The sequence below is a fragment of the Streptococcus sp. IsoGale022 genome, assembly GCF_031142805.1.
Taxonomy (GTDB): Bacteria; Bacillota; Bacilli; order Lactobacillales; family Streptococcaceae; genus Streptococcus; species Streptococcus sanguinis_A.
On sequence record NZ_JAKZJI010000007.1, the window covers coordinates 16,925 to 41,376 of the forward strand.

The window sequence follows — 24,452 nt, forward strand, 5'->3', positions numbered from 1 at the left end:
CATCCAACTTCACTAAAGTGCACTTGCTTAATTATTCATTTTTAAACTAACGGTAGAATTTCCTATTTTCTTCTTATCTGCTCACAGCCACCGCAGACTTTCTGAAAAGTGCCCAATAGTACTTATCCGTTTCGACTATTATACAGGATTTTCCGGAAAATGTAAATCCCAGGATAGGAAAAATCTTGACAGAAAAAGATAACTATGTTATCTTTAAATAAAGGTAACGTTGTTACCTAAAGGAGTTCTTATGGTAAAACAAACAACGCGCGACCGTATGATTGAGAAGGCAAGCCAGCTTATCAGAGAATATGGCTATCAGAATATCCCCCTGAGGAAACTGGCATCTCTGCTGGGGGTTACGACTGGTGCTTTTTACAAGGCTTTTGAGAATAAGGAGGATCTTTATTATCAGGTCTGTCTTTTGGAAAACCAGAAGCAGCTTAAGCGTTTAGAGGAGCAGTATCTAGATGGAGTCTCTGCTCCTTTGGATTGCATTTGGCAGATAGGACTCTTTCTTTTATCGGAATATAAGACTAACAGTCAGATGATGGATTTTCTCTTTTTCAGCCCTGTGGCGACAGAGGCTTACCGGAAAGGTGAGCTTCTGGAAATCGGGAATAAGACGGTGGCTTATCTGGATAGGCTGCCTATTGAGAGTCAGAAAGAGAAAAAGATTCTCTTGCTCAAGCTGGATACCTTCATCACAGGCTATGGCCATTTTATTGCTAAAGGCTTGGAGCCTTTTGATGAGGAAATCTATCGCTCAATGTTCAATGATTTACTAGGAGGTTACAAACATGATTAAAAATCTCATTGTTTATGCACATCCCTATGATAAAAGCTTTAACCATGCTATTTTAGAGCAGGTTCAGGACTTGTTGGAGAAGAAAGGTCAGACCTATGAGCTGATTGATCTTTATGAGGATGGTTTTAATCCTGTCTATACCAAGGAAGAGCTAGCGCTTTTTAATAAAGGGCAGGCACTAGACCCGCTGGTTTTAAAATATCAGGAAGCTCTTGCATCCTGTGACCGCCTTATCATAATTTTTCCTATCTGGTGGGCAGATATGCCAGCTATTGTCAAAGGCTTTGAAGATAAGGTCTTTTTGAAAAATAAGATTTACGAGGAGACGAAGACTCGCCAGTTAGTTGGTTGTCTGACCAATATTAAAGAGGTATTGGCTATTACTACCTCTGCAGCACCGACCTTCTATCTTAAGTATTTCTGTGGTGACGTCGTCAAGAAAGCTATGTTGGGCCATACCTTTAAGTCTATCGGAGCTAGACAGCGCCGTTGGTTAAATTTCGGGAATATTTCTCAGTCTACAGCTGAAAAACGGCAGGCTTTTTTAGAAAAACTAGCAGAAAAGATTTGAAGAGGTAGTTATCATGATTCGTTTTAGAAGAGCAGATGAAAGGGATCTTGCTGCTGCGGTCTCGGTTTTAACTGCTGCTTTTGCTGAGCATGAGGTCTACAGAGAAAAATTCCGTCCTCTCTTTGGCAGCAGCCAGTCTTATATTGATTTTCTAAATAGATTGCATGCAGTTATGGTTAAGGCGGCGATGCGTCATCATATTTGCCTACTTGCTGAAGTGGACGGACGTCTTATGGCGGTCGCTACTATTCATAAGCTCGGTAGCCATCCTGTCGGTATACTTTCCTTTTTGCGGGCAGGAGCATGGAGGATGTGGCAATATATTCCCCAGCTTTTAGCCTTTCAAAAAGTCTTTGGGGAGGGCAGTAAAGAAGCTAAGAAAAGGGGTGTTTCAACTCTTTATCTTGAACTACTGGGTGTGCTTCCTGATTATCAAGGACAGGGAGTTGGCGGTCTTTTTATCTCAAAGGGACTTGAGCTACTTGCCAAAGAAGAGAAATGTCAGCGGCTTACTTTGATTACTCATACAGAAAGCAACTGTCATTTTTACAAAAAGAACGGATTTAAACAACTAGATGTCCGTGATGTTGAAGGTGTCAAGACATGGACTTTCGAGAAAAATTTAGCTGATGTTTATACTTTTTAAAATCTAATGATGCGGTCTTGCATTGATAATGTTAGCTTACCCCACCCTATCATTTCAAGGGGCTGAAATAGTGCATTCTCAGATTGTTTCACTTTCCAATTTTTGTGCTAGCTCCATTTTGTTGATACAAGCAGTCTTTGTCTTAGTCGAAAATATAAAAAATAAGGTTGAAACTTTTTCAACCTTATTTTTTCTTCTTAAAGGTTCCAGCAATTTTTTGTAACAGAGTCGGCAATCTAACTACTTTGTCATTGCCGATATGCTCCCGCGCAATTTTGAGAATCTTACCAGAGTCTTTGGAGGCAAAGAGAAACTTCCCTTTGTCAGTCCAGATTTCAAAGTGGCGGCTGACTTTCTTGCCAGAAACATTGGCACCGATAGCAGTGATGCTAGTCCAAGGCAGCTGGATATAGTCTTCTACATTGGCATCAGCGTAAAACTCCAGAGCTGTCTCGCCGATTAAAAATTTCCCAACCTTTCCGCCTAATCCAAGATAGGATACGCCAGTGGTATTAAACTCAACTGTTTTGTTTTGTGACTGTGCCATAGAGTACTCCCTTTTAGATAATATAGCTATTATACCACAATAAAAAGAAGGCCGAAACCTTCTTTTTGATTACATCAAACCAGCAACGTGAGCTAGTACACCAACTACAAAGAGGGCGATGATGATAGTGATAGGGGATACTTTCTTCTTAAGCAACCACATACAAGCGAAAGTTAGAAGCAGTCCCATCAAACCAGGAATCAAGGAATCCAAGTTTTGTTGGAAAGTTGTAACTTTTTCAGGGGTTTGAGATAGTCCTTGACCTACTTGAGCAAAGGCTTCTTGGATACCCTTATAGCCACTAGACAATTTGTCCCAATGGATATATGCTTTATCATCTAGCTTAACAGATGAAACGTTAAAGACAAACTTAATAGATACCCAGCGCTCAACCAGAACAGCCAAGATAAACATACCTAGAATTGAAGCACCTTTGGTAATGTCTTGAAGGATACCACCAGACATGTCCTTAGTGATTTCAGAACCAGCCTTGTAGCCCAATTCTTGTGTGTACCAGAGGAAAGCCATCCGGATAGCATTCCAAGCTAAGAAGAAGATAAGTGGACCAATGATATTTCCAGTCAAAGCAAGAGATGCCCCAAGTGCACCAAGGATAGGACGAACTGTGAACCAGAAGACAGGGTCTCCGATACCAGCCAGAGGTCCCATCATACCGATTTTAACCCCTTGGATAGCCGCATCGTCAATTGCTGCACCATTTGCTTTTTCTTCTTCAAGCGCAAGTGTAACTCCGATGATTGGAACTGCAACATACGGGTGAGTGTTGAAGAATTCCAAGTGACGCTCAAGAGCAGCAGCTTGATCTTCTTTTTTAGTATAAAGTTTCTTAATAGCTGGAATCAGTGAATAAGCCCAGCCCAAGTTTTGCATACGTTCGTAGTTCCAAGAACCTTGCAAGAAAGTAGAACGCCACCAAACTTTTTGACGGTCAGCCTTTGAAAGAGTCAATTTTCCTGACTCATCAGGTTTTACAGTATTTAATTCTGTCATGATAGTGTGTCTCCTTTCTTAGTAGTCTTCTAGGATGTCGCCGATTGGATCGTTAGATGAAGCTGTTGCTCCACCGCTACCATTTCCGCCTTTTTTAGACAGGGCAAGGTAGATGAGAGCGATAGCGACACCAATTGCACCAAGGGCAATCAGAGTGAGTTCGCTGACAGCAGCCAAAGCGAAACCAATAGCGAAGAATGGCCATACTTCACGAGTTGCCATCATGTTGATAACCATGGCATAACCAACGGCTACGACCATACCACCACCGATTTGCATACCTTCTGATAGCCAAGCTGGCATAGCTTCAAGAGCAGCTTTAACAGACTCAGCAGGAATCATCAAAAGAAGTGCTGCAGGGATAGCAATACGTGCTCCTTGCATGAAGAGAGCGATAAAGTGAGCGCGTTCAACGCCTTTGATGTCGCCTTTTTTCGCAGCAGCATCTGCACCGTGAACCAAACCGACTGACAAAGTACGGACAATCATAGTCAAGAAGAGACCAGCAACAGCAAGTGGAATAGCAACACCTTGTGCTACAGCGATTCCTTTGCTTGAGAAGTCTCCACCCAGTACCATGATGATGGCAGCGGCAACAGAAGCGAGGGCAGCATCAGGTGCTACAGCAGCTCCGATATTAGCCCAGCCAAGAGCGATCAGCTGGAGAGAGCCACCAAGCATAACACCGGCTGCCAAATTACCAGTTACCAGTCCAATCAAGGTACAAGCAACCAGCGGTTGGTGGAATTGGAATTGGTCCAAGATACCTTCTAGGCCAGCTAAGAAGGCAACAAAGACTACTAAAACCATAGAAATAATAGACATGTTCTAAATCCTTTCCTAAATTAATAAAAGCAAAACGTTTGATTCTACTGCACGTTGGCTTTCTTAATCAAATCAAACAAATCTTTTTTAGAGTCATTTGGTACTTTACGTACGTCAAATTCAACGCCAAGGTCACGAAGCTTTTCATAAGTGGCAACGTCTTCCTTATCCATTGACAGTACGTTGTTGACCATTGTTTTACCAGTTGAGTGAGCCATAGAACCGACATTAAGGGTCTTGATTGGCACACCGCCTTCAACAGCACGAAGGGCGTCTTGAGGAGTTTCAAACAGAATCAAGGCATGAGTGTTGCCAAAGCGAGGGTCTTTTGAAACAGCAATCAATTTGTCGATTGGGACAACATTGGCTTTGACATTACCTGGTGCAGCTTGCTTAATCAATTCTTTACGAAGTTCGTCTTGAGCTACTGAGTCAGAAGCAACGATAATACGATCTGCTTTTGAATCTGGCGTCCAAGCTGTTGCTACCTGACCGTGCAGCAAGCGTGTGTCGATCCGGGCAAGGTTGATTTTGAGCTTGCCGTCACCGATTACAGTCCCTTCAGGGATTGCTGCTTGGGCAACTGGAGCAGCTGCAGCAGGAGCATTTGCTTCTTCAGCAGCAGGGTTCAGCTCTTCAGGCAGAGCTTTGACTCCTTCCTTGGCTTCTTTGATGATGTTAGCAACAACAGCTTCGACGCCAGCGTTGGCATCCATCATCCTTTCTGTATAAGCTTGAATCAGCATAGGCAGGTTCAAGCCTGTAATGATAGCGAACTTGCGGTCTGGATTTTCACCCATGACACGGCTAGCTTGGTTGAATGGAGAGCCACTCCAAAGGTCAGCCAAGACCAACACTTCATCGTCCGCATCAAACGAAGCCACAGCGTCATTGAACTTTGCATAGAGATCATCTGGTCCTTCGTTGGGCATGAAAGTTACAACTTGTACTTTTTCCTGCTCACCGAAAATCATAGAACCTGATTGATGAATACCAGCAGCAAATTCACCGTGGCTAGCAATAATGATTCCGATACTCATTATTGACATTCCTCCTTATAAAATGTTTGACTTAAGTTTTAAGAAAACTTTAAGGCAAGTTTATTATAAAACGTTTTCATGAAAAATGCAAGCGTTTGTTCCTAAAAAACGACTTTTTCTTTCAAAAATGTCAGTATTTGCTGAAACCCTGATAAATATAAGTATAAGCAAACCTTAGCTATAGAAATGTTTTAATAAATTAGGAAAATAGAAAATACAATAGATTAATATATGAAAAAGATTGAAATAATATGAAAGAGACTTTTGAAATGACAGAAGAGAATTTTGTTTGAGAAAGTGTTTATTTATCAAAAAAGAAAAAGGAGGACCAAAGACAAAAAGTCGCGTCTTATGTCTTTAGTCTCCCTCTATAATGGCAAAAGTTTCTAAATAATATCAAGTCTGTCCACCATACGTTTCCAAGAGTTTTGTAAATGTTGGGACTGACATGCTTTAAAGCATTAGTGTGTGAAGTCAAGTACCATACGTCCCTGAATGGTACCCGCTTCCATTTCGTCAAAGACATCCACAGCATCTGAAACAGGGCGTTTTTGAACGACAGGAACCACTAATCCTTCAGCACCAAACTGGAAGGCTTCTTCCAAGTCCTTGCGCGTACCAACGAGGGAACCGATGACTTGGATACCATCTAAAACGGTTTTGACAATGCTGAGGTCCATCATTTCAGATGGCAATCCAACGGCAACTACCCGACCGCCAGCACGAACAGAGTCCACCGCTTGGTTGAAGGCAACTTTAGAAACGGCTGTTACTATGGCAGAATGCGCACCGCCAGTTTTTTCTTGGATAAGAGCAGCGACATCTTCAACTTCATGGCCGTTGATGACGATATCAGCACCAACTTCTTTGGCCAAAACTAGCTTATCATTGTTGATATCAACAGCGACAACATGGGCATTAAAGACTTTCTTGGCATATTGAACCGCTAGGTTACCCAATCCACCTGCTCCAAAGATAACTGTCCATTGGCCTGGTTGCAGCTGGGCTTCTTTGATAGCCTTGTAGGTGGTTACACCGGCACAAGTGATAGAAGAAGCTTGGGCGGGATCGAGTCCTTCAGGGACTTTGACAGCGTAGTCAGCTGTTACGATACATTGCTCTGCCATCCCACCATCGACAGAATAGCCGGCATTTTTTACTGTACGGCAAAGGGTTTCGCGACCAGTTGTACAGTATTCACAAGCGCCGCAGCCTTCAAAGAACCAAGCGACACTGACGCGGTCTCCGACCTTGAGACTTTTTACATCTGGAGCGATTTCTTTTACAATACCAATACCTTCGTGACCAAGAACTCGGCCCGGCACCTTGCCAAAGTCACCGTGCGCGACGTGCAGGTCCGTATGGCAGACACCGCAATATTCGATGTCAACGAGAGCTTCCCCTGTTTCAAGCGGACGCATTTCTTTATTTTCAACGAGTTGGACATTAGTTCCCTCTGGATTTACAACAACTGCTTTCATAAGTAGTTTCCTCCTGTTATTTAGTTTTTGATTATGTTAATTATATCACAAACTCAAACAAACGGCAAACGCTTACAAAACTAAGCGTGGATTCACTCTAATATTCTGACATAGCTGATAAACTCCTATTTTTAAAGCTTTTTGCAACTAACGGAGTTTGAGGGAAGAAAAAAATAAAAGACAAACTCTCGAACAGAGTTTGTCTAATTGTCTATTTTTATAAAAAGAGTTTGTTGAGCTCGTAGGCGACGCCATCTTGGTCATTGGTCAAAGATAACTGCTGGTCAGCGTATGGAAGAAGGTCAATATTCGCATTTTTCATGGCATAGCCAGTGCCAGCAAAGGACAGCATCTCAGTATCATTTTGTTCATCGCCAAAGGCAATCAGATTTTTACGGTCTACATTGAGAATATTAAGTAGGTACTGAAGGGCAAAGGCCTTATTGACACCCTTGGGAGCACACTCTAGGATGTTGAGTGGCCCGCCCCAAGAGTTAATAGAAAGTTCATGCTGGTAAAAAGCATTCATTTCCTCTGCCAGAGCATATTTGTCAGCTGCTCGGGTCTGCAGGAGAATGGCGTTAGGATTCTCCGTTACCAGATTGGCTTGAAACTGGTTTTCAGGTTTGAAAGCATCGATGCCAAAGAGCTTGGGATCAGCGATTTCTTCATTGGGATTGGTGATATAGAATTTATTGCGGTATTCGCCGGCAATGAAATCAGCTTCAATCTCATCCCTGCGCTTAACCATATCCAGCAGAAAGGACTTGTCCAGCGTCAGCGATTTTTCAAAGTCCCATTTCTTTTCTGGAATGTGAGTCAGAGAGCCATTGAAGTTGATCATGGGCGTATTGAGCTCTAATTCTTTATAATATTTCAAAGCCATGCGGTAGGGCCGGCCTGTTGTGATAATGACCTTGTGGCCCTTTTGGGAAATTTTTTTAATGGTTTCTTTGGTGAAGTCAGACAAATTGCTGTTAGAATCCAGCAAGGTTCCGTCCAAGTCCACAGCGATTACTTTTTTTGTCATGTGAGTCTCTTTTCAGTGATAATACAGACTATTATAACAGAATTCAGTGTAAATAACACGACTTATGTTATAATGGTGCTCTAATCCGTCACAATTATGACACACCAAGGAGGAGCTTTTCGTATGCGTAAACCAATCATGATTCATGCTCTTTTTCTGATGATTGCCTTTTTTATCTATATCCAATCTCTAAATGGCGGTCCGACCTATCTAATCTGGAATATGACCTTGGCCTTAATCAGCTATGATGCAGCTGTCTTGACACTTTTATTTAAGAAGCAGAAGTGGGTATATCCTCTTCTTTTCCTCTTGTGGTTGCTTTTCTTCCCCAACACTTTCTATATGATTACTGATTTGATCCATATGACTTGGGTGGCAGATGTTCTGAGTAAGCCAAGTGTTTTCCTGCTCTTTTTAGCTTTTGTTTCCAGTATTTTATTCGGAATTTTCTGTGGTATGGAGAGTTGGTATGTCATCAAGGAACGCTGGAAGCTTAACTGGTATTTAGACTTGTTGCTGACGGCTGCTCTGTCGGCTGTGTCTAGTCTGGCTATCTACATAGGACGTTATAATCGCCTCAATAGCTGGGATTTATTGCTTCATCCTCAGCTGGTTCTACAGAAGCTCTTGCAAACTTTGCAGCCTGATCGTCTGCCTTTCATTCTTGGTTTTACTTTTTTGCAGTTTATGAGTTTGGTATTTCTGATGAGAGATAATAAAAAATAAGAAAAGCGAGACATTCATCTTGAAAAAGTGAATGTTTTTTATTATAATTTAAATCATCGTTCGTAAATAAATGAAATTCAATCTGTTTTTCTTTGTTATTGAACTAGATATTAGAAATTTTACTTAAAAGGAGATTTATTGGAAAATGGATAAATTTTTCAAACTGACCGAAAAAGGGACAGATGTCCGGACAGAGGTTTTGGCTGGTCTGACGACTTTCTTTGCCATGTCCTACATTTTATTCGTCAATCCCGCTATGCTGGCTCAGACAGGTATGCCTAAGCAGGGAGTTTTCCTAGCTACGATTATCGGGGCTGTTGCAGGTACCTTGATGATGGCTTTCTTTGCCAACTTGCCCTATGCGCAGGCACCGGGTATGGGCTTGAATGCCTTTTTCACGTTCACGGTTGTCTTTGCCTTGGGCTACACTTGGCAGGAAGCCTTGGCTATGGTCTTTATCTGTGGGATTATTTCGCTCATTATCACTCTGACCAAGGTGCGCAAGATGATTATCGAGTCAATTCCAGGCTCCTTGCGCGCAGCTATTTCAGCAGGTATTGGGGTCTTTCTGGCCTATGTAGGTATTAAAAATGCTGGCTTGCTCAAGTTTTCAATCGATCCAGGCAATTATACAGTAGCTGGCAAGGGAGCAGATAAGGCTGCAGCGGCTATTACGGCTAATTCGGCAGCAACTCCCGGTCTGGTAGACTTTAACAATCCAGCGGTCATCGTAGCCTTGGTCGGTTTGGCCATCACAATCTTCTTTATCGTGAAAAATATCAAGGGTGGAGTTATCCTATCTATTCTGGTAACGACAGTTGTAGCTATTCTGGTTGGCTTGGTTGATTTGTCAGCTATTGACTTTGGGCAGAATAACATTGGCACTGCTGTTAGTGAATTGGGACAGATTTTTGGGGTGGCAGTAGGTCCGAAAGGTCTGGGTGCCCTCTTAGCAGATTCGGCTCGCTGGCCTCAGACGTGTATGGCCATTCTGGCTTTCTCTTTGACAGATATTTTTGATACCATTGGTACCTTAATCGGTACTGGTGAAAAGGTCGGGATTGTGGCAACTTCTGGGGAAAACCATGAATCAGAAGGTCTGGATAAGGCTCTTTATGCAGACCTCATCGGGACCTCTATCGGAGCCATTGCTGGAACCTCTAACGTGACGACTTATGTGGAGTCTGCAGCTGGTATCGGAGCTGGCGGCCGAACGGGTCTGACCGCCTTGGTCGTAGCTATCTGCTTTGCGGTGTCAAGTTTCTTTAGCCCGCTCTTAGCCATTGTTCCCAACGCTGCAACTGCACCGATTCTGATTATTGTTGGGATTATGATGCTAGCTAGTCTGAAAAATATCCATTGGGATGATATGGCAGAGGCCATCCCAGCTTTCTTTACTTCTATTTTTATGGGATTTGCCTATTCTATCACTCACGGGATAGCAGCTGGATTTATCACCTACACCTTGGTCAAAGTCTTCAAAGGTCAAGCCAAGGATGTGCATTCTATGATTTGGATTTTGGATCTTCTATTTATTTTGAATTTCGTAAATCTGGCTTTAAATTAGGCTTAAACATTGCTGGATTTCCTTGATTTTAGTACCCTTTGTATAGGATACGTTTTTGGTATAAAAAATCAGCTTTTCCTAGCTGATTTTTCTTTTGCAAAATTAAGCAGAAAAAATTTTTTTCTGGTATAATAAGAGAATGTTTAGTCATAATGAAGAAGAATTAATCCAGTGGGGCCAGCGCCTGGGCAAATTGCTTCAGGCAGGGGATGTACTGGTTTTAACGGGAGATTTAGGAGCAGGGAAGACAACCTTTACCAAGGGTCTGGCTCTAGGTTTGGGTATCAGTCAGATGATTAAAAGTCCAACCTATACCATTGTTCGGGAATATGAGGGGCGCTTGCCACTCTATCATCTGGATGTCTATCGCATTGGAGACGATCCAGACTCCATTGATTTGGATGACTTTCTCTTCGGGGAAGGCGTGACGGTCATTGAATGGGGAGAGTTGCTGGGAGAAAATCTGCCTGAAGACTATCTCAAATTAAGCCTCTTGAAAAAGGAAGACGGGCGTGAATTGGTTTTTGAAGCCAAAGGAAAGCGAGCCCAAGAGTTGTTTGAGGGACTGCAGAATGACTGAATATGAATTATGCTTGCGTGAAGCGGAAAAAACGGATGCTGCTGAGCTGATTGCCTTCCTCAATCAGGTTGGATCTGAGTCAGATTATATGACGCTGGATGAAGCTGGAATTTTGATGAATCAAGAGGAGATGGCTTCATTCATTGAGCATCAGGTTGCTTCTAGTAATCAGCTTTATCTGTTGGCGCTTTTAAATGGTGAGATTGCTGGCCTTGTCAGCATCACAGCTGATTTCCATGAGCGAATTCGCCATATTGGTCAAGTCTTTGTTGTTGTGAAGAAAGCTTTCTGGGATCAAGGACTGGGACGCATACTGCTGGAAGAGGCACTGACTTGGGCAGAAGATTCTCAGGATATTAGACGTTTGGAATTGAGCGTTCAGGTTAGAAATGAACGAGCGGTTCACCTTTATAAAGATTTAGGATTTGAAATTGAAGGCTTACAAAAAAGAGGAGCCTATTTAAAAGAAGGGATATTTCTTGATGTTTACCTGATGGGTAAACTGATAGACTAAAAAAGATATGTTTAAAAAGATTATAATGATGTTTCTCAGCCTCCTTGTCGTAACGACAGCTGGTATCGGTACTTATGCTTGGACGATCTATGGTCAGTCAACAGATGAACTGTCCAAGACTTATAAGGGTTTGGGAAATGAGACAGATGTCATTTCTGCGACTAAGCCCATGACCATCTTGCTGATGGGTGTAGATACAGGGAGCGGATCTCGCGAGGATACTTGGGTCGGGAACAGCGATACCATGATTCTTCTGAGTGTCAATCCAAAGACCAAGAAAACGGTCATGATGAGTTTGGAACGTGATATTCTGACTCAGATTGATGAGAACGGTCAGACAGTTGAAGCCAAGCTGAATGCAGCCTATGCGACAGGTGGAGCAGAGTTAGCCATTTCGACCATTGAGGGCTTGATGAATATCCACATCGACCGCTATGTGATGATCAATATGCAGGGCTTGGTTCAGCTAGTAGACGCAGTAGGTGGTATTGAGGTTAATAATACCTTTGACTTCCCAATTTCTATTGAGGATAATGAGCCTGAGTATACTGCTAAGGTTGAGCCAGGCAAGCAAACCATCAATGGTGATCAGGCACTGGTCTATGCTCGCATGCGTTATCAGGATCCAGAGGGTGACTATGGCCGCCAAAAGCGTCAACGTGAAGTAATTAAGAAAGTGGTTGAAAAAGTTCTCAGTCTCAACAGTGTCAGCCATTATCAGGCTATTTTAAAAGCTGTTAGCAGCAATATGCAGACTAATATCGCGCTTGATTCAAAAAGCATTCCCCAACTGCTAGGCTATCAGGATGCTTTTAAGAACATTAAGTCTGAGCAGCTGCGTGGAGAAGATGCGACCTTGCCTGACGGTGGAAGCTATCAGCTGGTGACATCAGAGCATTTGCTGAGTATGCAGAATCTAATCCGCAAGTCTCTGGGCTTGGACAAAGTCAAGAGTCTGAAAACCAATGCTGTTCTCTATGAAGATATTATGGGCGGCAACAGTCTAAGAAGCAGCAATAGCAGCAGTGCATCTAGCAGCGCAGAAAGCAACAACAACTATGAGACTCCTTATAGTCAGCCAACTTATAATAATGGCTATGAGAATTACTCTTATCCGACGACAGATACAACAGTTGGGACTACGAATACGACTCCAGTTGCTCCAGCGGCTTCCTCCGCTCCAGCGGCAGATGTCAGTGTCAGCGCTCCGCAAAGTCAGCCGGTAGTCAATTCGGCTACAGAGTAAAAAAGTTAAATATCAAAAGAGACCGGGACAAAATGTCTCGGTCTCTTTTGGTTATGGCGGAAAGCCCTTGACGTGGTGGCTGATTGGAATTATTGTTCCCCTATCACCCACCTTTTCTCTATCAAGACTCGTACTTTTCCCAGATGTCTTTGATTTGCTGGATCTGTACTTGAGCTTGGTTTTCAAGGACTTTATATTTATAAGTAAGATCTTGAGCCATGTCTTTGACTTGCTCTTTTTGCTCTTGAATGATGGCAATATTTCGTTGGATATTGGCTAGACTGTCCTTTACTTTGTCTAGACTATCTGTTGTTTCAGTGATTTCTTCTTGGATTTTTTGACGGTTTTCAACCAGTTTGTAACTGGCTGCTGCGGCACCGATAAATAGGAAAATATTTGAAAGTTTCATATTCCCTCCTTAAGCTTGTGCAATCTTCTCAGCTAATTCGGCCAGAGCTGGGAAGTCTGGCTCGTGGGCTGCGAAAGTAATTTTGAGATCATCTGCATCACTGTAGCGTGGTGCCAAATGCACATGGGTATGAAAGACAGTCTGTCCAGCAATTTCTTCGTTGTTGTTGATGATATTCATACCAGCTGCACCTGTGGCTTTCATCACCTTTCGAGCAATGTCAGGTACGCGAGCGAAGAGCTGACTGGTGCTGTCAGCATCCATATCCAGCACATTTCGGAAATGCTCTTTAGGTACAACCAAGGTATGACCTGGTGTTACCTGGGAAATATCCAGAAAAGCAAGGACTTTCTCGTCTTCATAGACTTTAGAAGAAGGGATTTCTCCGGCAATAATTTTACAAAAAATACAATCAGCCATAAATGGTACCTCTATTCGCTAGATTTTGTTATAATATAAGAACCATTATACCAGAATTCGGAGAAAATATGTTAGAAATCAAAGAGCTTACGGGCGGCTATGTTAATATCCCGGTTTTAAAGGATGTCAGCTTTGAAGTGGGCAATGGCCAGCTGGTTGGTCTGATTGGTCTCAACGGTGCGGGCAAGTCCACGACTATCAATGAAATTATTGGTCTTCTGACCCCTTATAAGGGGCAGATTCAGATTGATGGACTGGAGCTGCGAACCAGTCCCAGCGATTACCGCAAGAAGATCGGTTTTATTCCGGAAACGCCTAGTCTCTACGAAGAATTGACCCTGCGCGAGCACATTGAGACGGTAGCTATGGCTTACGACATTGAGCAGGAGACAGCCTTTGAGCGCGTGGATAAGCTACTGGAAATGTTCCGGCTCAAGGAAAAACTGGATTGGTTCCCTGTTCACTTTTCAAAAGGGATGAAGCAAAAAGTGATGATTATCTGTGCTTTTGTAGTTGATCCCAGCCTTTTTATTGTGGATGAGCCTTTTCTGGGTCTGGATCCGGTAGCTATTGCAGACCTTATCCAGCTCTTGGATGAGGAAAAGAAGAAGGGCAAGTCGATTCTGATGAGCACCCATGTTCTGGACTCTGCTGAGAAGATGTGCGATAGTTTTGTAATTCTGCACAAGGGTCAAGTGCGGGCCAAGGGCAGCTTGACTGAGTTGCGGGCTCAATTTCAAATGCCGGATGCTAGTCTGAATGACATCTATCTAGCCCTGACAGAAGAGGCAGCGCTATGAAAGAATTATTTGCCAAACGAAAGCAGGATTTTCGTCAGCAGTGTCTGAAATACCTGCGTTATGTTTTTAATGACCATTTTGTGCTCTTTCTGCTGATTTTTATGGGATTTTTAGGTGTTCAATACAGTCAGCTTTTGCGACATTTTCCGACCAACCACCTACCCATTATTGCCAGTCTGGTTATTCTATCGCTCTTTATCTTGCCTTTTGGACGGATTGCGACCTATCTGGAAAAGCCGGATGCTCTTTTTCTCTTAGTCAGAGAAGCAGAAGTCAGGGCTTTTATCAAGGCTCAGATTCTACGTTCCTATCTCTTGTATGCAGTCATACAAACTGGAATCTTGCTACTGTTAGCTCCGCTTTTTCTGGCTCTGGGATTGCCTGTTTGGGGCTTCGGGCTCTACTGCCTCCTTATGCTAGTCTTGAAATGGTTTTTGTTTCAGGCTAAGGCCAAGAAGTTCTTTACTGAAAATGGCCTAGATTGGCAGGCGCTGGTGGCTTATGAAGCAGCCCGAAAGCAGACGATTCTGCGCTTCTTTGCTCTCTTTACCAATGTTAAAGGCATTTCAAACAGTGTCAAGCGCCGGGCCTATCTGGATGGTTTGACGAGACTTGTGGGCAAGCAGCATAGCAAGACCTGGCAGAATCTCTTTTTGCGCTCTTACTTGCGAAATGGAGACTTCTTTGCTCTGACCTTGAGACTGCTCTTTTTGGCTCTTTTGTCCTTGGTTTTTGTCAGCCAAGCTTGGATTGCTGCAGCTTTTGCGGTCTTGTTCAATTATCTCTTACTCTTCCAGCTAACAGCCTTGTACGAAGCTTTTGACTATCAGTTTTTGACCCAGCTTTTTCCGATAGAAAGAGGGGAAAAGCTGAAGGGAGCAAGACAAATTATCACTTCGATTGGCATCAGCGTTCTCTTGGCTGAAGTGCTGACTGCTCTGCTATTTTTCCAAGACAAGACAGCAGTGCTGGCCATGCTGGGAGCGACTGCCCTACTCTATCTGTTCTATCTGCCGTTTAAGTTACGGAGATTGGTTGACTAAAAGAGGTAAAACTAGTAAAATGATAAAGAAACTTTTTACGGAGGGGAAATATGGACTTGGTTGATAACGAGCTGACCCTGACACCGATAGCTGGTAAGAGCGGAAAGGCCTATATGGGGACTTATCCGGACGGGGGGCGCGTTTTCGTCAAGATGAATACAACCCCTATCTTAGCAGGCTTAGCTCGAGAACAAATCGCACCGCAGCTTTTGTGGAGCCGCCGGATGCCGGACGGTAACGTAATGAGCGGGCAGGAGTGGCTTTCAGGCACTATTCTGACCCCAAATGATATGTCCAAAAAGCAGGTCATCAACATTTTGACACGGCTGCATCGCTCGCGCCCATTGATGACGCAGCTGACCAAGCTGGGCTATACTTTGGAAACGCCGACTGATTTGCTGAATGCTTGGCTCAATCAAGTGCCGCTTGCTTTGAGGAATAATCAGTATCTGCAATCAGTTATCCGCGACCTGCGCCAGACAGTACCAGCCTTTCGTGAGGACTATGCGACCATCGTTCACGGAGATGTGCGCCACAGCAACTGGGTAGAGACCGACAGCGGGCTTATTTACTTGGTGGATTGGGATTCTGTGCGTTTGACAGACAGGATGATGGATGTAGCACATATTTTGAGCCATTATGTGCCTGATTCAGGCTGGCAAGAGTGGCTGAGTGCTTATGGCTATAAATATAATCAGACTGTTTTCAATAAGCTATACTGGTTTGGACAGTATTCTTATCTGATGCAGATTGCTAAATACTATGAAAACAATGATTTAGAAAATGTGAACCGGGAGATTTACGCATTACGAAACTTCCGTTCCAAATACGGAAGAGGACAATGAGAGTAAGGAATCGTAAGGGAGCGACGGAACTGCTAGAGGCGCATCCCCAGTATGTGATTTTAAATCCAGCAGACGCCAAGGGCAGATGGCAGGAGATTTTTGGCAACGACCATCCCATTCATGTAGAGGTTGGCAGCGGTAAAGGAGCTTTTGTATCCGGTATGGCCAAGGCCAATCCAGAGATCAACTACATCGGGATTGATATCCAGAAATCGGTCCTCAGCTATGCCTTGGACAAGGTGCTAGCAACGGATGTGCCCAATATCAAGCTTCTCTGGGTGGACGGTTCGGATTTGACTGATTATTTTGAAGAGGGCGAGATTGACCGCCTCTATCTGAACTTCTCAGATCCTTGGCCCAAGAAACGCCATGAAAAGCGCCGTCTGACCTATCAGTCCTTTCTGGCAACCTATCAGCAGATTTTGCCGGAAAATGGAGAAATCCACTTCAAAACGGACAACCGCGGTCTTTTTGAGTATAGCCTAGTAAGCTTTTCACAGTATGGTATGAAGTTAAAGGGCGTCTGGTTAGATTTGCATGCCAGCGACTTCGAGGATAATGTCCTGACTGAGTATGAGCAGAAATTTGCTAACAAGGGACAAGTCATCTACCGGGTGGAGGCAGCATTTGAATAAGAAAGAGTCTTCTGGGGAAAGTCCTTGAAGACTTTTTTATTGGGAAAGAATTTTGCTTAAAAATAAGAGTGTTTTAAGTGGCATTCTGTCTTTAAAAGCTTGCACAGCATATTTCCCTTGCATTCTGGGACGTGTCGTGCTATAATACTAGTGATGAATAAGGAAAGAGAGGCGAGGAAGTATCTTCGCCTCTTATCTGTGAGGAGGTGTCGTCATATCGCAACGATTGTTGAATTGGTGAGGGAGGTTATTGAACCAGCCATTCTGGCCCCCTATGAATTAGTCGATATTGAGTACGGAAAGATGGGCGGGGACTACGTTCTCAGTGTCTTTGTGGATAAGCCTGAGGGTATTACGGTCAATGATACTGCGGATTTGACGGATATTATCAGTCCGCTCTTGGATCAAATCAAACCAGATCCTTTCCCAGAACAGTATTTTCTGGAAGTGACCAGTCCAGGCTTGGAGCGTCCGCTCAAGACCAAGGAACAGCTAGCCGATGCAGTCGGCAGTTATATCCATGTCAGTCTCTATAAGGCTGTTGACAAGCAGAAAGTCTTTGAAGGCACCTTGCTGAGCTTTGAAGAGGATGTTCTGCACGTGGAATACCTGGACAAGACTCGCAGAAAAGAAGTCGAAATTCCCTACAGTCTGGTTTCCAAAGCCAGATTAGCCGTTAAGTTTTAGTCGCAGAAGCAATATAGAAAAGAAAGGAACACTTTTGTTTCGGCAAAAGTCATATGAAAATGAGTAAAGAAATGCTAGAGGCCTTCCGCATTTTGGAAGAAGACAAAGGAATCAAGAAAGAAGATATCATTGACGCAGTGACCGAGTCACTCCGCTCAGCCTATCGTCGTCGCTATGGTCAGGCAGACAGCGCAGCCATTGAGTTTGACGAAAAGTCAGGAGATTTCCGTGTCTATACTGTTCGCGAAGTCGTGGACGAGGTCTTTGACAGCTGTTTGGAAATCAGTCTCAAAGATGCCTTGGCTATCAGTTCAGCCTATGAGTTGGGAGATAAGATCAAGTTTGAAGAAGCGCCAGCTGAATTTGGCAGGGTCGCTGCTCAGTCTGCCAAGCAAACTATCATGGAAAAGATGCGCAAGCAGACCCGAGCAATCACCTACAATACCTATAAAGAGCATGAAAATGAAATCATGAGCGGGACGGTGGAGCGCTTTGACAATCGCTTTATATATGTCAATCTAGGTAGCATTGAAGCGCAGCTATCGAAGCAAGACCAGATTCCTGGTGAGGTCTTTGCCTCTCATGACCGCATCGAAGTCTTTGTCTACAAGGTAGAAGACAATCCTCGCGGTGTCAATGTCTTTGTAAGCCGCAGCCATCCAGAAATGATCAAGCGCTTGATGGAGCAGGAAATCCCAGAAGTTTATGATGGAATTGTGGAAATCATGAGCGTGTCACGGGAGGCAGGCGATCGGACCAAGGTAGCGGTTCGCAGTCACAATCCTAATGTGGATGCCATCGGTACAATCGTCGGACGCGGTGGAGCCAATATCAAGAAAATTACTAGCAAGTTCCATCCTGCCAAATATGATCCGAAGAGCGGCCGTATGGTACCGACTGAAGAAAATATCGACGTCATCGAGTGGGTAGCAGATCCAGCTGAATTTATCTACAACGCTATTGCTCCTGCCGAAGTTGACCAAGTTATCTTTAACGAAGAAGATAACAAGCGGGCCTTGGTTGTCGTACCGGACAGCAAGCTTTCTCTGGCTATCGGTCGTCGCGGACAGAACGTTCGCTTGGCAGCTCATTTGACAGGCTTTAGAATTGATATCAAGTCTGCCACAGAGTTTGAAGAAATGGAAGCAGCCAATGAACTGGGCGGATTTGCTCAGGAAGCAGAAGAAATTCTTGCGGATGCAGCTGTTCTAGAGACAGAAGTTTCAGCAGCAGAAGCAACAGAATTTGACGCAGCTGCAGAGGAAACTGTACTGGAAACAGCTGGTTTAGAAAGCGAAGCTGAAGAACTAGATTAAGGGGGCTGGAATGGCAAAAACAAGAAAAATCCCTTTAAGAAAATCAGTGGTGTCTAACGAAGTGATTGACAAGCGTGATTTGCTGCGGATTGTCAAGAACAAGGAAGGTCAAGTCTTTATCGATCCGACAGGCAAGGCTAACGGCCGTGGAGCCTATATCAAGCTGGATAATCAGGAAGCTCTTCAAGCCAAGAAGAAGCGGGTCTTTAACCGCAGCTTTAGTATGGAAGTGGATGAGGCTTTCTATGATGAGTTAATCGCTTATGTCGATCATAAGGTCAAAAGAAGAGAGTTAGGTCTTGAATAAAGAGAAACTTGCAAATATGCTGGGACTGGCTCAGCGGGCTGGCCGCATCATTTCTGGTGAGGATCTGACCGTCAAAGCTATACAGGAGGGAAAAGCAGATCTGGTCTTTTTAGCCCAGGATGCAACTCCTAATCTCAGCAAGAAAATCACTGATAAAAGTCGTTACTACCAAGTAGAAGTATCAACCGTGTTTTCAACACTGGAATTAAGCTCTGCCATTGGCAAGGCCAGAAAAGTGCTCGCCGTGACAGATGCTGGTTTTACAAAGAAAATGAGGTCTCTTATGTAATAGAAGAGGAGGACAAGATTTGTCTAAAGTAAGATTGTATGAAATCGCCAAAGAACTGGGAAAAGAAAGCAAGGAGGTAGTGGCTCGTGCTAAGGAGCTGGGTCTGGATGTCAAAAGTCACTCATCCAGCGTAGAAGCTGACGCTGGTGAGCGAATCAAATCCAGCTTCAAGAAAGCAGCCGCACCTCAAGCTCCTGCAGAAAAGCCTGCAGCAGCTCAGCCATCACCGCAAAAAAATCCTGCCAAAGAGGCAGCGCCAGTCAAGGCAGAACAGCCAGAAGCAAAAGCAGCTGCTAAGCCAGAAGCGAAAGCAGAAACGGTAGCGCCTGCCAAGCGCCCGCAAAGCCGGAACTTTAAGGCAGAGCGTGAAGCGAGAGCCAAGGAAGAAGCAGAACGTCGGAAGCAGCAAGGTAACCGCAAACCACAAAACAAAGAGCAAGGCAAGCGTGAGGACCGCGATAATCGAAATAAGAATCGCGGAAACCGCAACGACCGAGATAGAGGCAATCGTCCAAATGACCGTCGCGATAATCGTGGTCAAGATGGCCGCTGCAATGGCCAGAATCATCAAGGATTTAACGGTCAAAACCGCCAACAGCCTCAAGGACCGAAGATTGACTTTAAGGCTCGGGCAGCAGCTTTGAAAGCAGAGCAGAATGCTGAATACGCTCGCTCCAGCGAGGAACGCTTTAAGCAAGCACAAGAAGCTAAAGAAGTTATGGAACGGCAAAACCGCCGCAAGGAGCAGCCTAAGGCAGAAGCAAGTGCACCAGTTCAGCCTGCACCAGCTCCATCTGCTCCGGCAGCGAATCCAAGCCCAGCTCCAGCCGCTGTGGATACGCGTCGTAAGAAGCAAGCTCGACCAGATAAGAAGCGCGATGATTTTGATCGCGAAGAAGAAGGTCCAAGAAAACAACAAAAGAATCGAAGCAGTCAAAATCAAGTGAGAAATCAAAGAAATAGTAATTGGAATAAAAACAAGAAAAATAAAAAAGGAAAGGGCAACAATAACCAGGCACCAAAACCTGTTACAGAACGTAAGTTCCATGAGTTGCCAACTGAATTTGAATATACAGACGGAATGACCGTTGCAGAAATTGCAAAACGGATCAAGCGCGAGCCAGCTGAAATTGTTAAGAAGCTCTTTATGATGGGTGTAATGGCAACGCAAAACCAATCTCTTGACGGCGATACTATTGAGCTCCTCATGGTGGACTACGGTATTGAAGCTAAGAAGAAGGTGGAAGTTGACACAGCTGACATTGAGCGCTTCTTCGTAGAAGAAGGCTATATCAACCAAGATGCCTTGGTAGAGCGTCCGCCAGTTGTCACCATCATGGGACACGTTGACCATGGTAAAACAACCCTCTTGGATACATTGCGTAACTCTCGCGTAGCTACAGGTGAAGCAGGTGGTATTACTCAACACATCGGTGCTTACCAGATCGAGGAAAGCGGCAAGAAGATTACTTTCTTGGATACGCCTGGACACGCGGCCTTTACTTCTATGCGGGCCCGTGGTGCCTCTGTTACGGATATCACTATCCTGGTGGTAGCGGCTGATGACGGTGTTATGCCGCAAACGATTGAAGCTATCAACCACTCCAAGGCCGCTGATGTCCCAATCATCGTAGCTATCAACAAGATCGATAAGCCAGGAGCGAATCCTGAGCGCGTGATTGGTGAATTGGCTGAGCATGGTGTCATGTCAACAGCTTGGGGCGGAGATTCTGAATTTGTCGAAATCTCAGCGAAATTCAATCAAAATATCGATAGCTTGCTGGAAACAGTCCTCTTGGTGGCTGAAATTCAAGAACTCAAGGCAGATCCGACTGTTCGAGCGATTGGTACAGTTATTGAAGCCCGTCTGGATAAAGGAAAAGGTGCTGTCGCAACCCTTCTGGTTCAGCAGGGAACTCTGAATGTGCAGGATCCAATCGTTGTTGGTAATACCTTCGGTCGGGTTCGGGCCATGACCAATGACCTGGGCCGCCGTGTTAAGGTGGCAGGACCATCTACACCGGTTTCTATCACTGGTCTCAATGAAACTCCGATGGCTGGTGACCACTTTGCAGTTTATGAAGATGAAAAAGCTGCGCGTGCAGCCGGTGAAGAACGTGCCAAACGTGCCCTTCTCAAACAGCGTCAAGCTACTCACCGCGTCAGTCTGGAAAATCTCTTTGATACCCTCAAAGCTGGTGAAGTTAAGTCTGTCAATGTTATCATCAAGGCTGATGTACAAGGTTCAGTAGAAGCCCTGTCTGCTTCCCTGCAAAAGATTGAAGTGGAAGGGGTTAAGATTACCATCGTCCACTCAGCGGTTGGTGCTATCAATGAATCTGATGTGACACTAGCAGAAGCTTCAAATGCTTTCATCATCGGATTTAATGTTCGTCCTACATCTCAAGCTCGACAACAGGCAGAAGCTGATGATGTCGAAATCCGTCTCCACAGCATTATCTACAAGGTTATCGAGGAAATGGAAGATGCCATGAAGGGAATGCTGGATCCAGAATACGAAGAAAAAATCATCGGGGAAGCTCTTATCCGCGAGACCTTCAAGGTTTCCAAGGTTGGTACTATCGGTGGATTTATGGTTATCAACGGTAAAGTGACCCGTGATTCCAAGGTTCGCGTTATCCGTGATGGCGTCGTGATTTACGATGGGGAGCTTGCCAGCCTCAAGCACTTCAAGGATGATGTTAAGGAAGTGACTAACGGCCGCGAAGGTGGACTCATGATTGATGGCTACAATGACATCCAAGTAGATGACACGATTGAAGCCTACATTATGGAAGAAATTAAGAAATAAGATAAGAAGTAGGTTGAAAACTCGCAGTGAAATCATTGTTGGGGGAAGTCTGTACTTCTAATCCCATGTTTTTTCACAAAGAGTTTAAAACAGATTTCATTCATTAAAACTAAAATATAAGCTAGGCCTAGCCTAGCTTATATTGCAGAAGAGAAAAATTAGAAAGGAAATCTCATGGCAAATAATTTTCGTACAGACCGTGTCGGCATGGAAATCAAGCGCGAAGTCAATGAAATCTTGCAGAAGAAAGTTCGTGACCCGCGGGTGCAAGGAGTAACTATTACCGATGTCCAAATGCTGGGCGACCTATCCATGGCCAAGGTCTACTACACGATTATGAGCAATCTGGCCTCTGATAATCAAAAAGCTCAGACCGGTCTGGAAAAAGCAACCGGTACTATCAAGCGAGAACTGGGTCACAATCTGAAGATGTACAAGATTCCAGATTTGACCTTTGTCAAGGACGAATCCATCGAGTATGGCAATAAAATCGACCAGATGCTGCGCGATTTAGATAAAAAGTAAAGCAGAAACTCAGCTGTCATGGCTGGGTTTTCTCATTTTTTAATTTAATATAACAATTTTTACAAAAATAGGTATATACCATTTACAAATAAAAAAGAAAGAGTTATAATATAGTCAAGAAAACTCAGAGATTCAAAAGCGGGAGTTAGAAAGCAGCTATAGAAAGATGCTAGCTCTATCATAGAATTCCGCTTTGAATGGCAGAGAATACAGAAGTCAAGAAAAAGGGAGGCAGTCTTATGCCTACATATATCAAAGCAGATCAATTTTTCTATCCTCAGGGAATCCGTCAGGGCGGTTATTTAGAGCTGATTGACGGCAAATTTGGCAAGCTGGTGCAGTCTGTTCCGCAGGATGCAGAAGTCATAGACTACAGCGGCTACTCGATTGCACCAGGTCTAGTGGATACTCACATTCACGGATTTGGTGGTGTGGATGTCATGGACAACAACATCGAAGGAACTCTTCATACCATGAGTGAGGGTCTCTTGACTACCGGTGTGACCAGCTTTTTACCAACAACCCTGACTTCATCCTATGAGCGGCTCTTAGCAGTAACTGAAAATATCGGTGCTCGCTATCAAGAAGCCAGCGGGGCCAAGATTCGCGGACTCTATTTTGAAGGGCCTTATTTCACCGAAAAGTATAAAGGCGCTCAAAATCCGGCCTATATGAAAGATCCTAGCATGGATGAGTTTCGTGCTTGGGAGAAAGCTGCAAATGGCTTGCTCAATAAGATTGCTCTCGCACCAGAGCGTGATGGCGTGGAGGAATTTGTCCGCATGCTGACTGATGAAGGTGTGACCGTTGCTTTGGGGCATTCTAACGCAACCTATGATGAAGCCAAAACTGCGGTCGAAGCAGGTGCCAGTGTCTGGGTGCATGCTTATAATGGTATGCGGGGCTTGACCCACCGGGAGCTGGGCATGGTTGGTGCCATGTATGAGTTGCCCCACACCTATGCGGAACTGATTTGTGATGGCCACCATGTGGATCCTAAGGCCTGTGACATCTTGCTCAAGCAAAAGGGACATGAAAATATTGCCCTCATTACTGACTGTATGACTGCAGGAGGTCTTGAAGATGGTGACTACATGCTGGGAGAATTTCCAGTGGTTGTGGCGGAAGGAACAGCTCGGCTCAAGTCAACGGGCAATCTAGCTGGCTCTATCCTAAAACTCAAGGACGGATTGAAAAATGTGGTCAAATGGGGCATTGCCAATCCTCATCAGGCAGTCATGATGGCTAGCCTGATTCCGGCAAAATCCGTCCATATTGATGATGTCTGCGGACAGATTAAGGAGGGCTACGATGCTGACTTTATCGTTTTAGATAAAGATTTAGAGCTGGTAGCTACTTATCTTGATGGTCAAGAACGATTCCATGTATGAGAACCGCAGGTATTTTAAATTAGTCTCCTTATATTTTTCAGAAAGAGCAGGGCAACCTGTTCTTTTTGATTGGCAAGCTACTTGATAGCCTTCTCCTAGATTTGAATTGCTTTCTTAGGCGTGATATAATGAGACTATAATGTAAACAGGAGTAGGCTATGAAACGAATTGATGCGAAATTTTTGATAATGGGACTTGTTTTACTGCTGGCCGGACTGATATTTGGACGAATCTTGATCCTTGTCGCAGGACTTGCTTTCATTATCTATAGCTTTTTCAGTAAAGGGATGGAGCCGACTAAGGAAAATATATTTAAACCCAAGCCAATACTGAAGAAAAGGGAAAAGAAGTGAGCAGTTCTGCTCTTTTAATCACTGTAGC

27 protein-coding genes and 2 pseudogenes are annotated in these 24,452 nt (G+C 44.2%); 21 read left to right on the top strand and 8 right to left on the bottom strand.

From position 1 onward, the window contains the following. Positions 1-250: 250 nt before the first annotated feature. The 3 genes from RG608_RS05020 to RG608_RS05030 are packed head-to-tail and all read left to right on the top strand — an operon-like array spanning position 251 to position 2,025. Positions 251-808 carry a TetR/AcrR family transcriptional regulator gene (locus tag RG608_RS05020; protein WP_002927608.1) on the top strand — a complete coding sequence of 186 codons (558 nt, stop codon included), beginning with the start codon at positions 251-253 and terminating at the stop codon, positions 806-808. After that, complete coding sequence (locus tag RG608_RS05025; RefSeq protein ID WP_308946634.1) at positions 801-1,379, top strand: NAD(P)H-dependent oxidoreductase; 579 nt, start codon at positions 801-803, stop codon at positions 1,377-1,379. Before RG608_RS05020 ends, RG608_RS05025 begins: the two co-directional genes overlap by 8 nt. 13 nt (positions 1,380-1,392) lie before the next feature. Beyond that, on the top strand, positions 1,393-2,025 hold the full coding sequence (locus RG608_RS05030; protein WP_002927606.1) for a GNAT family N-acetyltransferase: 633 nt from the start codon (positions 1,393-1,395) through the stop codon (positions 2,023-2,025). A gap of 184 nt (positions 2,026-2,209) precedes the next feature. Here the strand turns inward: RG608_RS05030 and RG608_RS05035 are convergent, their stop codons facing one another. The 6 genes from RG608_RS05035 to RG608_RS05060 all read right to left on the bottom strand — a co-directional run bounded on the left by RG608_RS05035 (position 2,210) and on the right by RG608_RS05060 (position 7,959). Then, positions 2,210-2,572, bottom strand: coding sequence for a DUF956 family protein (locus tag RG608_RS05035; RefSeq protein ID WP_002927605.1), 363 nt, complete (start codon positions 2,570-2,572; stop codon positions 2,210-2,212). Between the two features lie 69 nt (positions 2,573-2,641). Next, positions 2,642-3,583, bottom strand: a complete 942-nt coding sequence (locus RG608_RS05040; RefSeq protein WP_308946635.1) for a PTS system mannose/fructose/sorbose family transporter subunit IID — start codon at positions 3,581-3,583, stop codon at positions 2,642-2,644. Between the two features lie 18 nt (positions 3,584-3,601). After that, positions 3,602-4,408: a PTS mannose/fructose/sorbose transporter subunit IIC gene (locus RG608_RS05045; RefSeq protein WP_002927603.1), complete on the bottom strand. Its 807-nt coding sequence runs from the start codon at positions 4,406-4,408 to the stop codon at positions 3,602-3,604. A 44-nt stretch (positions 4,409-4,452) separates the two neighbouring features. Further along, the gene (locus RG608_RS05050) at positions 4,453-5,448 is read right to left on the bottom strand and encodes a PTS sugar transporter subunit IIB (RefSeq protein ID WP_002893577.1); all 996 of its coding nucleotides are present in this window, start codon (positions 5,446-5,448) and stop codon (positions 4,453-4,455) included. A 461-nt stretch (positions 5,449-5,909) separates the two neighbouring features. After that, positions 5,910-6,929, bottom strand: a complete 1,020-nt coding sequence (gene adhP, locus RG608_RS05055; protein WP_268687661.1) for an alcohol dehydrogenase AdhP — start codon at positions 6,927-6,929, stop codon at positions 5,910-5,912. A gap of 217 nt (positions 6,930-7,146) precedes the next feature. Continuing rightward, a complete protein-coding gene (locus RG608_RS05060) occupies positions 7,147-7,959 on the bottom strand; it encodes a Cof-type HAD-IIB family hydrolase (RefSeq protein WP_308946636.1) in 813 nt (270 codons plus the stop codon). 96 nt (positions 7,960-8,055) lie between these two features. On the opposite strand from RG608_RS05060, the gene RG608_RS05065 reads away from it, so the two are divergent. From RG608_RS05065 to RG608_RS05085, 5 genes are all read left to right on the top strand, one after another. After that, positions 8,056-8,685 carry a DUF1361 domain-containing protein gene (locus RG608_RS05065; protein WP_268687659.1) on the top strand — a complete coding sequence of 210 codons (630 nt, stop codon included), beginning with the start codon at positions 8,056-8,058 and terminating at the stop codon, positions 8,683-8,685. A gap of 145 nt (positions 8,686-8,830) precedes the next feature. Beyond that, positions 8,831-10,252 carry an NCS2 family permease gene (locus tag RG608_RS05070; RefSeq protein WP_268687658.1) on the top strand — a complete coding sequence of 474 codons (1,422 nt, stop codon included), beginning with the start codon at positions 8,831-8,833 and terminating at the stop codon, positions 10,250-10,252. 139 nt (positions 10,253-10,391) lie between these two features. Beyond that, positions 10,392-10,832 (top strand): tRNA (adenosine(37)-N6)-threonylcarbamoyltransferase complex ATPase subunit type 1 TsaE, encoded by a 441-nt coding sequence (gene tsaE / locus RG608_RS05075; protein WP_176798422.1) that lies wholly within the window; start codon positions 10,392-10,394, stop codon positions 10,830-10,832. Then, a complete protein-coding gene (locus RG608_RS05080) occupies positions 10,825-11,346 on the top strand; it encodes a GNAT family N-acetyltransferase (RefSeq protein WP_268687657.1) in 522 nt (173 codons plus the stop codon). Before tsaE ends, RG608_RS05080 begins: the two co-directional genes overlap by 8 nt. Before the next feature lie 7 nt (positions 11,347-11,353). Then, positions 11,354-12,592: an LCP family protein gene (locus RG608_RS05085; RefSeq protein WP_268687656.1), complete on the top strand. Its 1,239-nt coding sequence runs from the start codon at positions 11,354-11,356 to the stop codon at positions 12,590-12,592. Positions 12,593-12,713: 121 nt separating this feature from the next. Here the strand turns inward: RG608_RS05085 and RG608_RS05090 are convergent, their stop codons facing one another. Together RG608_RS05090 and RG608_RS05095 are read right to left on the bottom strand one after the other, a co-directional pair. Then, the gene (locus RG608_RS05090; RefSeq protein ID WP_268687655.1) at positions 12,714-13,001 is read right to left on the bottom strand and encodes a hypothetical protein; all 288 of its coding nucleotides are present in this window, start codon (positions 12,999-13,001) and stop codon (positions 12,714-12,716) included. A 9-nt stretch (positions 13,002-13,010) separates the two neighbouring features. Next, positions 13,011-13,421 (bottom strand): HIT family protein, encoded by a 411-nt coding sequence (locus RG608_RS05095; protein ID WP_002893566.1) that lies wholly within the window; start codon positions 13,419-13,421, stop codon positions 13,011-13,013. A 68-nt stretch (positions 13,422-13,489) separates the two neighbouring features. Here RG608_RS05095 and RG608_RS05100 point away from each other — a divergent pair, with 68 nt between their 5' ends. The 13 genes and pseudogenes from RG608_RS05100 (at position 13,490) to RG608_RS05155 (ending at position 24,424) form a co-directional block, all read left to right on the top strand. Beyond that, positions 13,490-14,221 carry an ABC transporter ATP-binding protein gene (locus RG608_RS05100; protein ID WP_268687654.1) on the top strand — a complete coding sequence of 244 codons (732 nt, stop codon included), beginning with the start codon at positions 13,490-13,492 and terminating at the stop codon, positions 14,219-14,221. After that, complete coding sequence (locus tag RG608_RS05105) at positions 14,218-15,264, top strand: ABC transporter permease (RefSeq protein WP_268687653.1); 1,047 nt, start codon at positions 14,218-14,220, stop codon at positions 15,262-15,264. The genes RG608_RS05100 and RG608_RS05105 overlap by 4 nt, the downstream gene beginning before the upstream one ends. 50 nt (positions 15,265-15,314) lie before the next feature. Continuing rightward, positions 15,315-16,109: a cell cycle regulator CcrZ gene (ccrZ, locus tag RG608_RS05110; RefSeq protein WP_002893562.1), complete on the top strand. Its 795-nt coding sequence runs from the start codon at positions 15,315-15,317 to the stop codon at positions 16,107-16,109. Beyond that, positions 16,106-16,744: a tRNA (guanosine(46)-N7)-methyltransferase TrmB gene (trmB, locus tag RG608_RS05115; RefSeq protein WP_002893561.1), complete on the top strand. Its 639-nt coding sequence runs from the start codon at positions 16,106-16,108 to the stop codon at positions 16,742-16,744. Before ccrZ ends, trmB begins: the two co-directional genes overlap by 4 nt. A gap of 198 nt (positions 16,745-16,942) precedes the next feature. Next, the gene (gene rimP / locus RG608_RS05120) at positions 16,943-17,431 is read left to right on the top strand and encodes a ribosome maturation factor RimP (RefSeq protein ID WP_308946682.1); all 489 of its coding nucleotides are present in this window, start codon (positions 16,943-16,945) and stop codon (positions 17,429-17,431) included. A 59-nt stretch (positions 17,432-17,490) separates the two neighbouring features. After that, a complete protein-coding gene (gene nusA, locus RG608_RS05125) occupies positions 17,491-18,747 on the top strand; it encodes a transcription termination factor NusA (protein ID WP_308946637.1) in 1,257 nt (418 codons plus the stop codon). Positions 18,748-18,757: 10 nt separating this feature from the next. After that, positions 18,758-19,054, top strand: a complete 297-nt coding sequence (rnpM, locus tag RG608_RS05130; protein ID WP_002893558.1) for an RNase P modulator RnpM — start codon at positions 18,758-18,760, stop codon at positions 19,052-19,054. After that, on the top strand, positions 19,047-19,343 hold the full coding sequence (locus RG608_RS05135; RefSeq protein ID WP_308946638.1) for a YlxQ-related RNA-binding protein: 297 nt from the start codon (positions 19,047-19,049) through the stop codon (positions 19,341-19,343). Before rnpM ends, RG608_RS05135 begins: the two co-directional genes overlap by 8 nt. Before the next feature lie 19 nt (positions 19,344-19,362). Further along, positions 19,363-19,561 (top strand): annotated as a pseudogene (locus RG608_RS11645) (translation initiation factor IF-2 N-terminal domain-containing protein); the annotation flags it as partial. A gap of 380 nt (positions 19,562-19,941) precedes the next feature. After that, positions 19,942-22,155 (top strand): annotated as a pseudogene (infB, locus tag RG608_RS05140) (translation initiation factor IF-2); the annotation flags it as partial. A gap of 174 nt (positions 22,156-22,329) precedes the next feature. Continuing rightward, the gene (gene rbfA / locus RG608_RS05145; RefSeq protein WP_002908941.1) at positions 22,330-22,680 is read left to right on the top strand and encodes a 30S ribosome-binding factor RbfA; all 351 of its coding nucleotides are present in this window, start codon (positions 22,330-22,332) and stop codon (positions 22,678-22,680) included. Positions 22,681-22,919: 239 nt separating this feature from the next. Further along, positions 22,920-24,071 carry an N-acetylglucosamine-6-phosphate deacetylase gene (nagA, locus tag RG608_RS05150; RefSeq protein WP_308946639.1) on the top strand — a complete coding sequence of 384 codons (1,152 nt, stop codon included), beginning with the start codon at positions 22,920-22,922 and terminating at the stop codon, positions 24,069-24,071. A gap of 158 nt (positions 24,072-24,229) precedes the next feature. After that, positions 24,230-24,424: a hypothetical protein gene (locus RG608_RS05155; protein WP_308946640.1), complete on the top strand. Its 195-nt coding sequence runs from the start codon at positions 24,230-24,232 to the stop codon at positions 24,422-24,424. Positions 24,425-24,452 lie beyond the last annotated feature (28 nt).

Coding starts and splice junctions, on each gene's coding strand:
- RG608_RS05105 (WP_268687653.1), top strand. CDS start 14,218: ATGAAAGAATTATTTGCCAAACGAAAGCAGGATTTTCGTCAGCAGTGT.
- RG608_RS05020 (WP_002927608.1), top strand. CDS start 251: ATGGTAAAACAAACAACGCGCGACCGTATGATTGAGAAGGCAAGCCAG.
- RG608_RS05100 (WP_268687654.1), top strand. CDS start 13,490: ATGTTAGAAATCAAAGAGCTTACGGGCGGCTATGTTAATATCCCGGTT.
- rnpM (WP_002893558.1), top strand. CDS start 18,758: ATGGCAAAAACAAGAAAAATCCCTTTAAGAAAATCAGTGGTGTCTAAC.
- RG608_RS05070 (WP_268687658.1), top strand. CDS start 8,831: ATGGATAAATTTTTCAAACTGACCGAAAAAGGGACAGATGTCCGGACA.
- RG608_RS05030 (WP_002927606.1), top strand. CDS start 1,393: ATGATTCGTTTTAGAAGAGCAGATGAAAGGGATCTTGCTGCTGCGGTC.
- RG608_RS05155 (WP_308946640.1), top strand. CDS start 24,230: ATGAAACGAATTGATGCGAAATTTTTGATAATGGGACTTGTTTTACTG.
- nagA (WP_308946639.1), top strand. CDS start 22,920: ATGCCTACATATATCAAAGCAGATCAATTTTTCTATCCTCAGGGAATC.
- RG608_RS05095 (WP_002893566.1), bottom strand. CDS start 13,421: ATGGCTGATTGTATTTTTTGTAAAATTATTGCCGGAGAAATCCCTTCT.
- RG608_RS05025 (WP_308946634.1), top strand. CDS start 801: ATGATTAAAAATCTCATTGTTTATGCACATCCCTATGATAAAAGCTTT.
- RG608_RS05045 (WP_002927603.1), bottom strand. CDS start 4,408: ATGTCTATTATTTCTATGGTTTTAGTAGTCTTTGTTGCCTTCTTAGCT.
- trmB (WP_002893561.1), top strand. CDS start 16,106: ATGAGAGTAAGGAATCGTAAGGGAGCGACGGAACTGCTAGAGGCGCAT.
- adhP (WP_268687661.1), bottom strand. CDS start 6,929: ATGAAAGCAGTTGTTGTAAATCCAGAGGGAACTAATGTCCAACTCGTT.
- RG608_RS05060 (WP_308946636.1), bottom strand. CDS start 7,959: ATGACAAAAAAAGTAATCGCTGTGGACTTGGACGGAACCTTGCTGGAT.
- RG608_RS05065 (WP_268687659.1), top strand. CDS start 8,056: ATGACACACCAAGGAGGAGCTTTTCGTATGCGTAAACCAATCATGATT.
- rbfA (WP_002908941.1), top strand. CDS start 22,330: ATGGCAAATAATTTTCGTACAGACCGTGTCGGCATGGAAATCAAGCGC.
- RG608_RS05050 (WP_002893577.1), bottom strand. CDS start 5,448: ATGAGTATCGGAATCATTATTGCTAGCCACGGTGAATTTGCTGCTGGT.
- RG608_RS05080 (WP_268687657.1), top strand. CDS start 10,825: ATGACTGAATATGAATTATGCTTGCGTGAAGCGGAAAAAACGGATGCT.
- RG608_RS05090 (WP_268687655.1), bottom strand. CDS start 13,001: ATGAAACTTTCAAATATTTTCCTATTTATCGGTGCCGCAGCAGCCAGT.
- tsaE (WP_176798422.1), top strand. CDS start 10,392: ATGTTTAGTCATAATGAAGAAGAATTAATCCAGTGGGGCCAGCGCCTG.
- RG608_RS05085 (WP_268687656.1), top strand. CDS start 11,354: ATGTTTAAAAAGATTATAATGATGTTTCTCAGCCTCCTTGTCGTAACG.
- ccrZ (WP_002893562.1), top strand. CDS start 15,315: ATGGACTTGGTTGATAACGAGCTGACCCTGACACCGATAGCTGGTAAG.
- RG608_RS05035 (WP_002927605.1), bottom strand. CDS start 2,572: ATGGCACAGTCACAAAACAAAACAGTTGAGTTTAATACCACTGGCGTA.
- RG608_RS05040 (WP_308946635.1), bottom strand. CDS start 3,583: ATGACAGAATTAAATACTGTAAAACCTGATGAGTCAGGAAAATTGACT.
- nusA (WP_308946637.1), top strand. CDS start 17,491: ATGAGTAAAGAAATGCTAGAGGCCTTCCGCATTTTGGAAGAAGACAAA.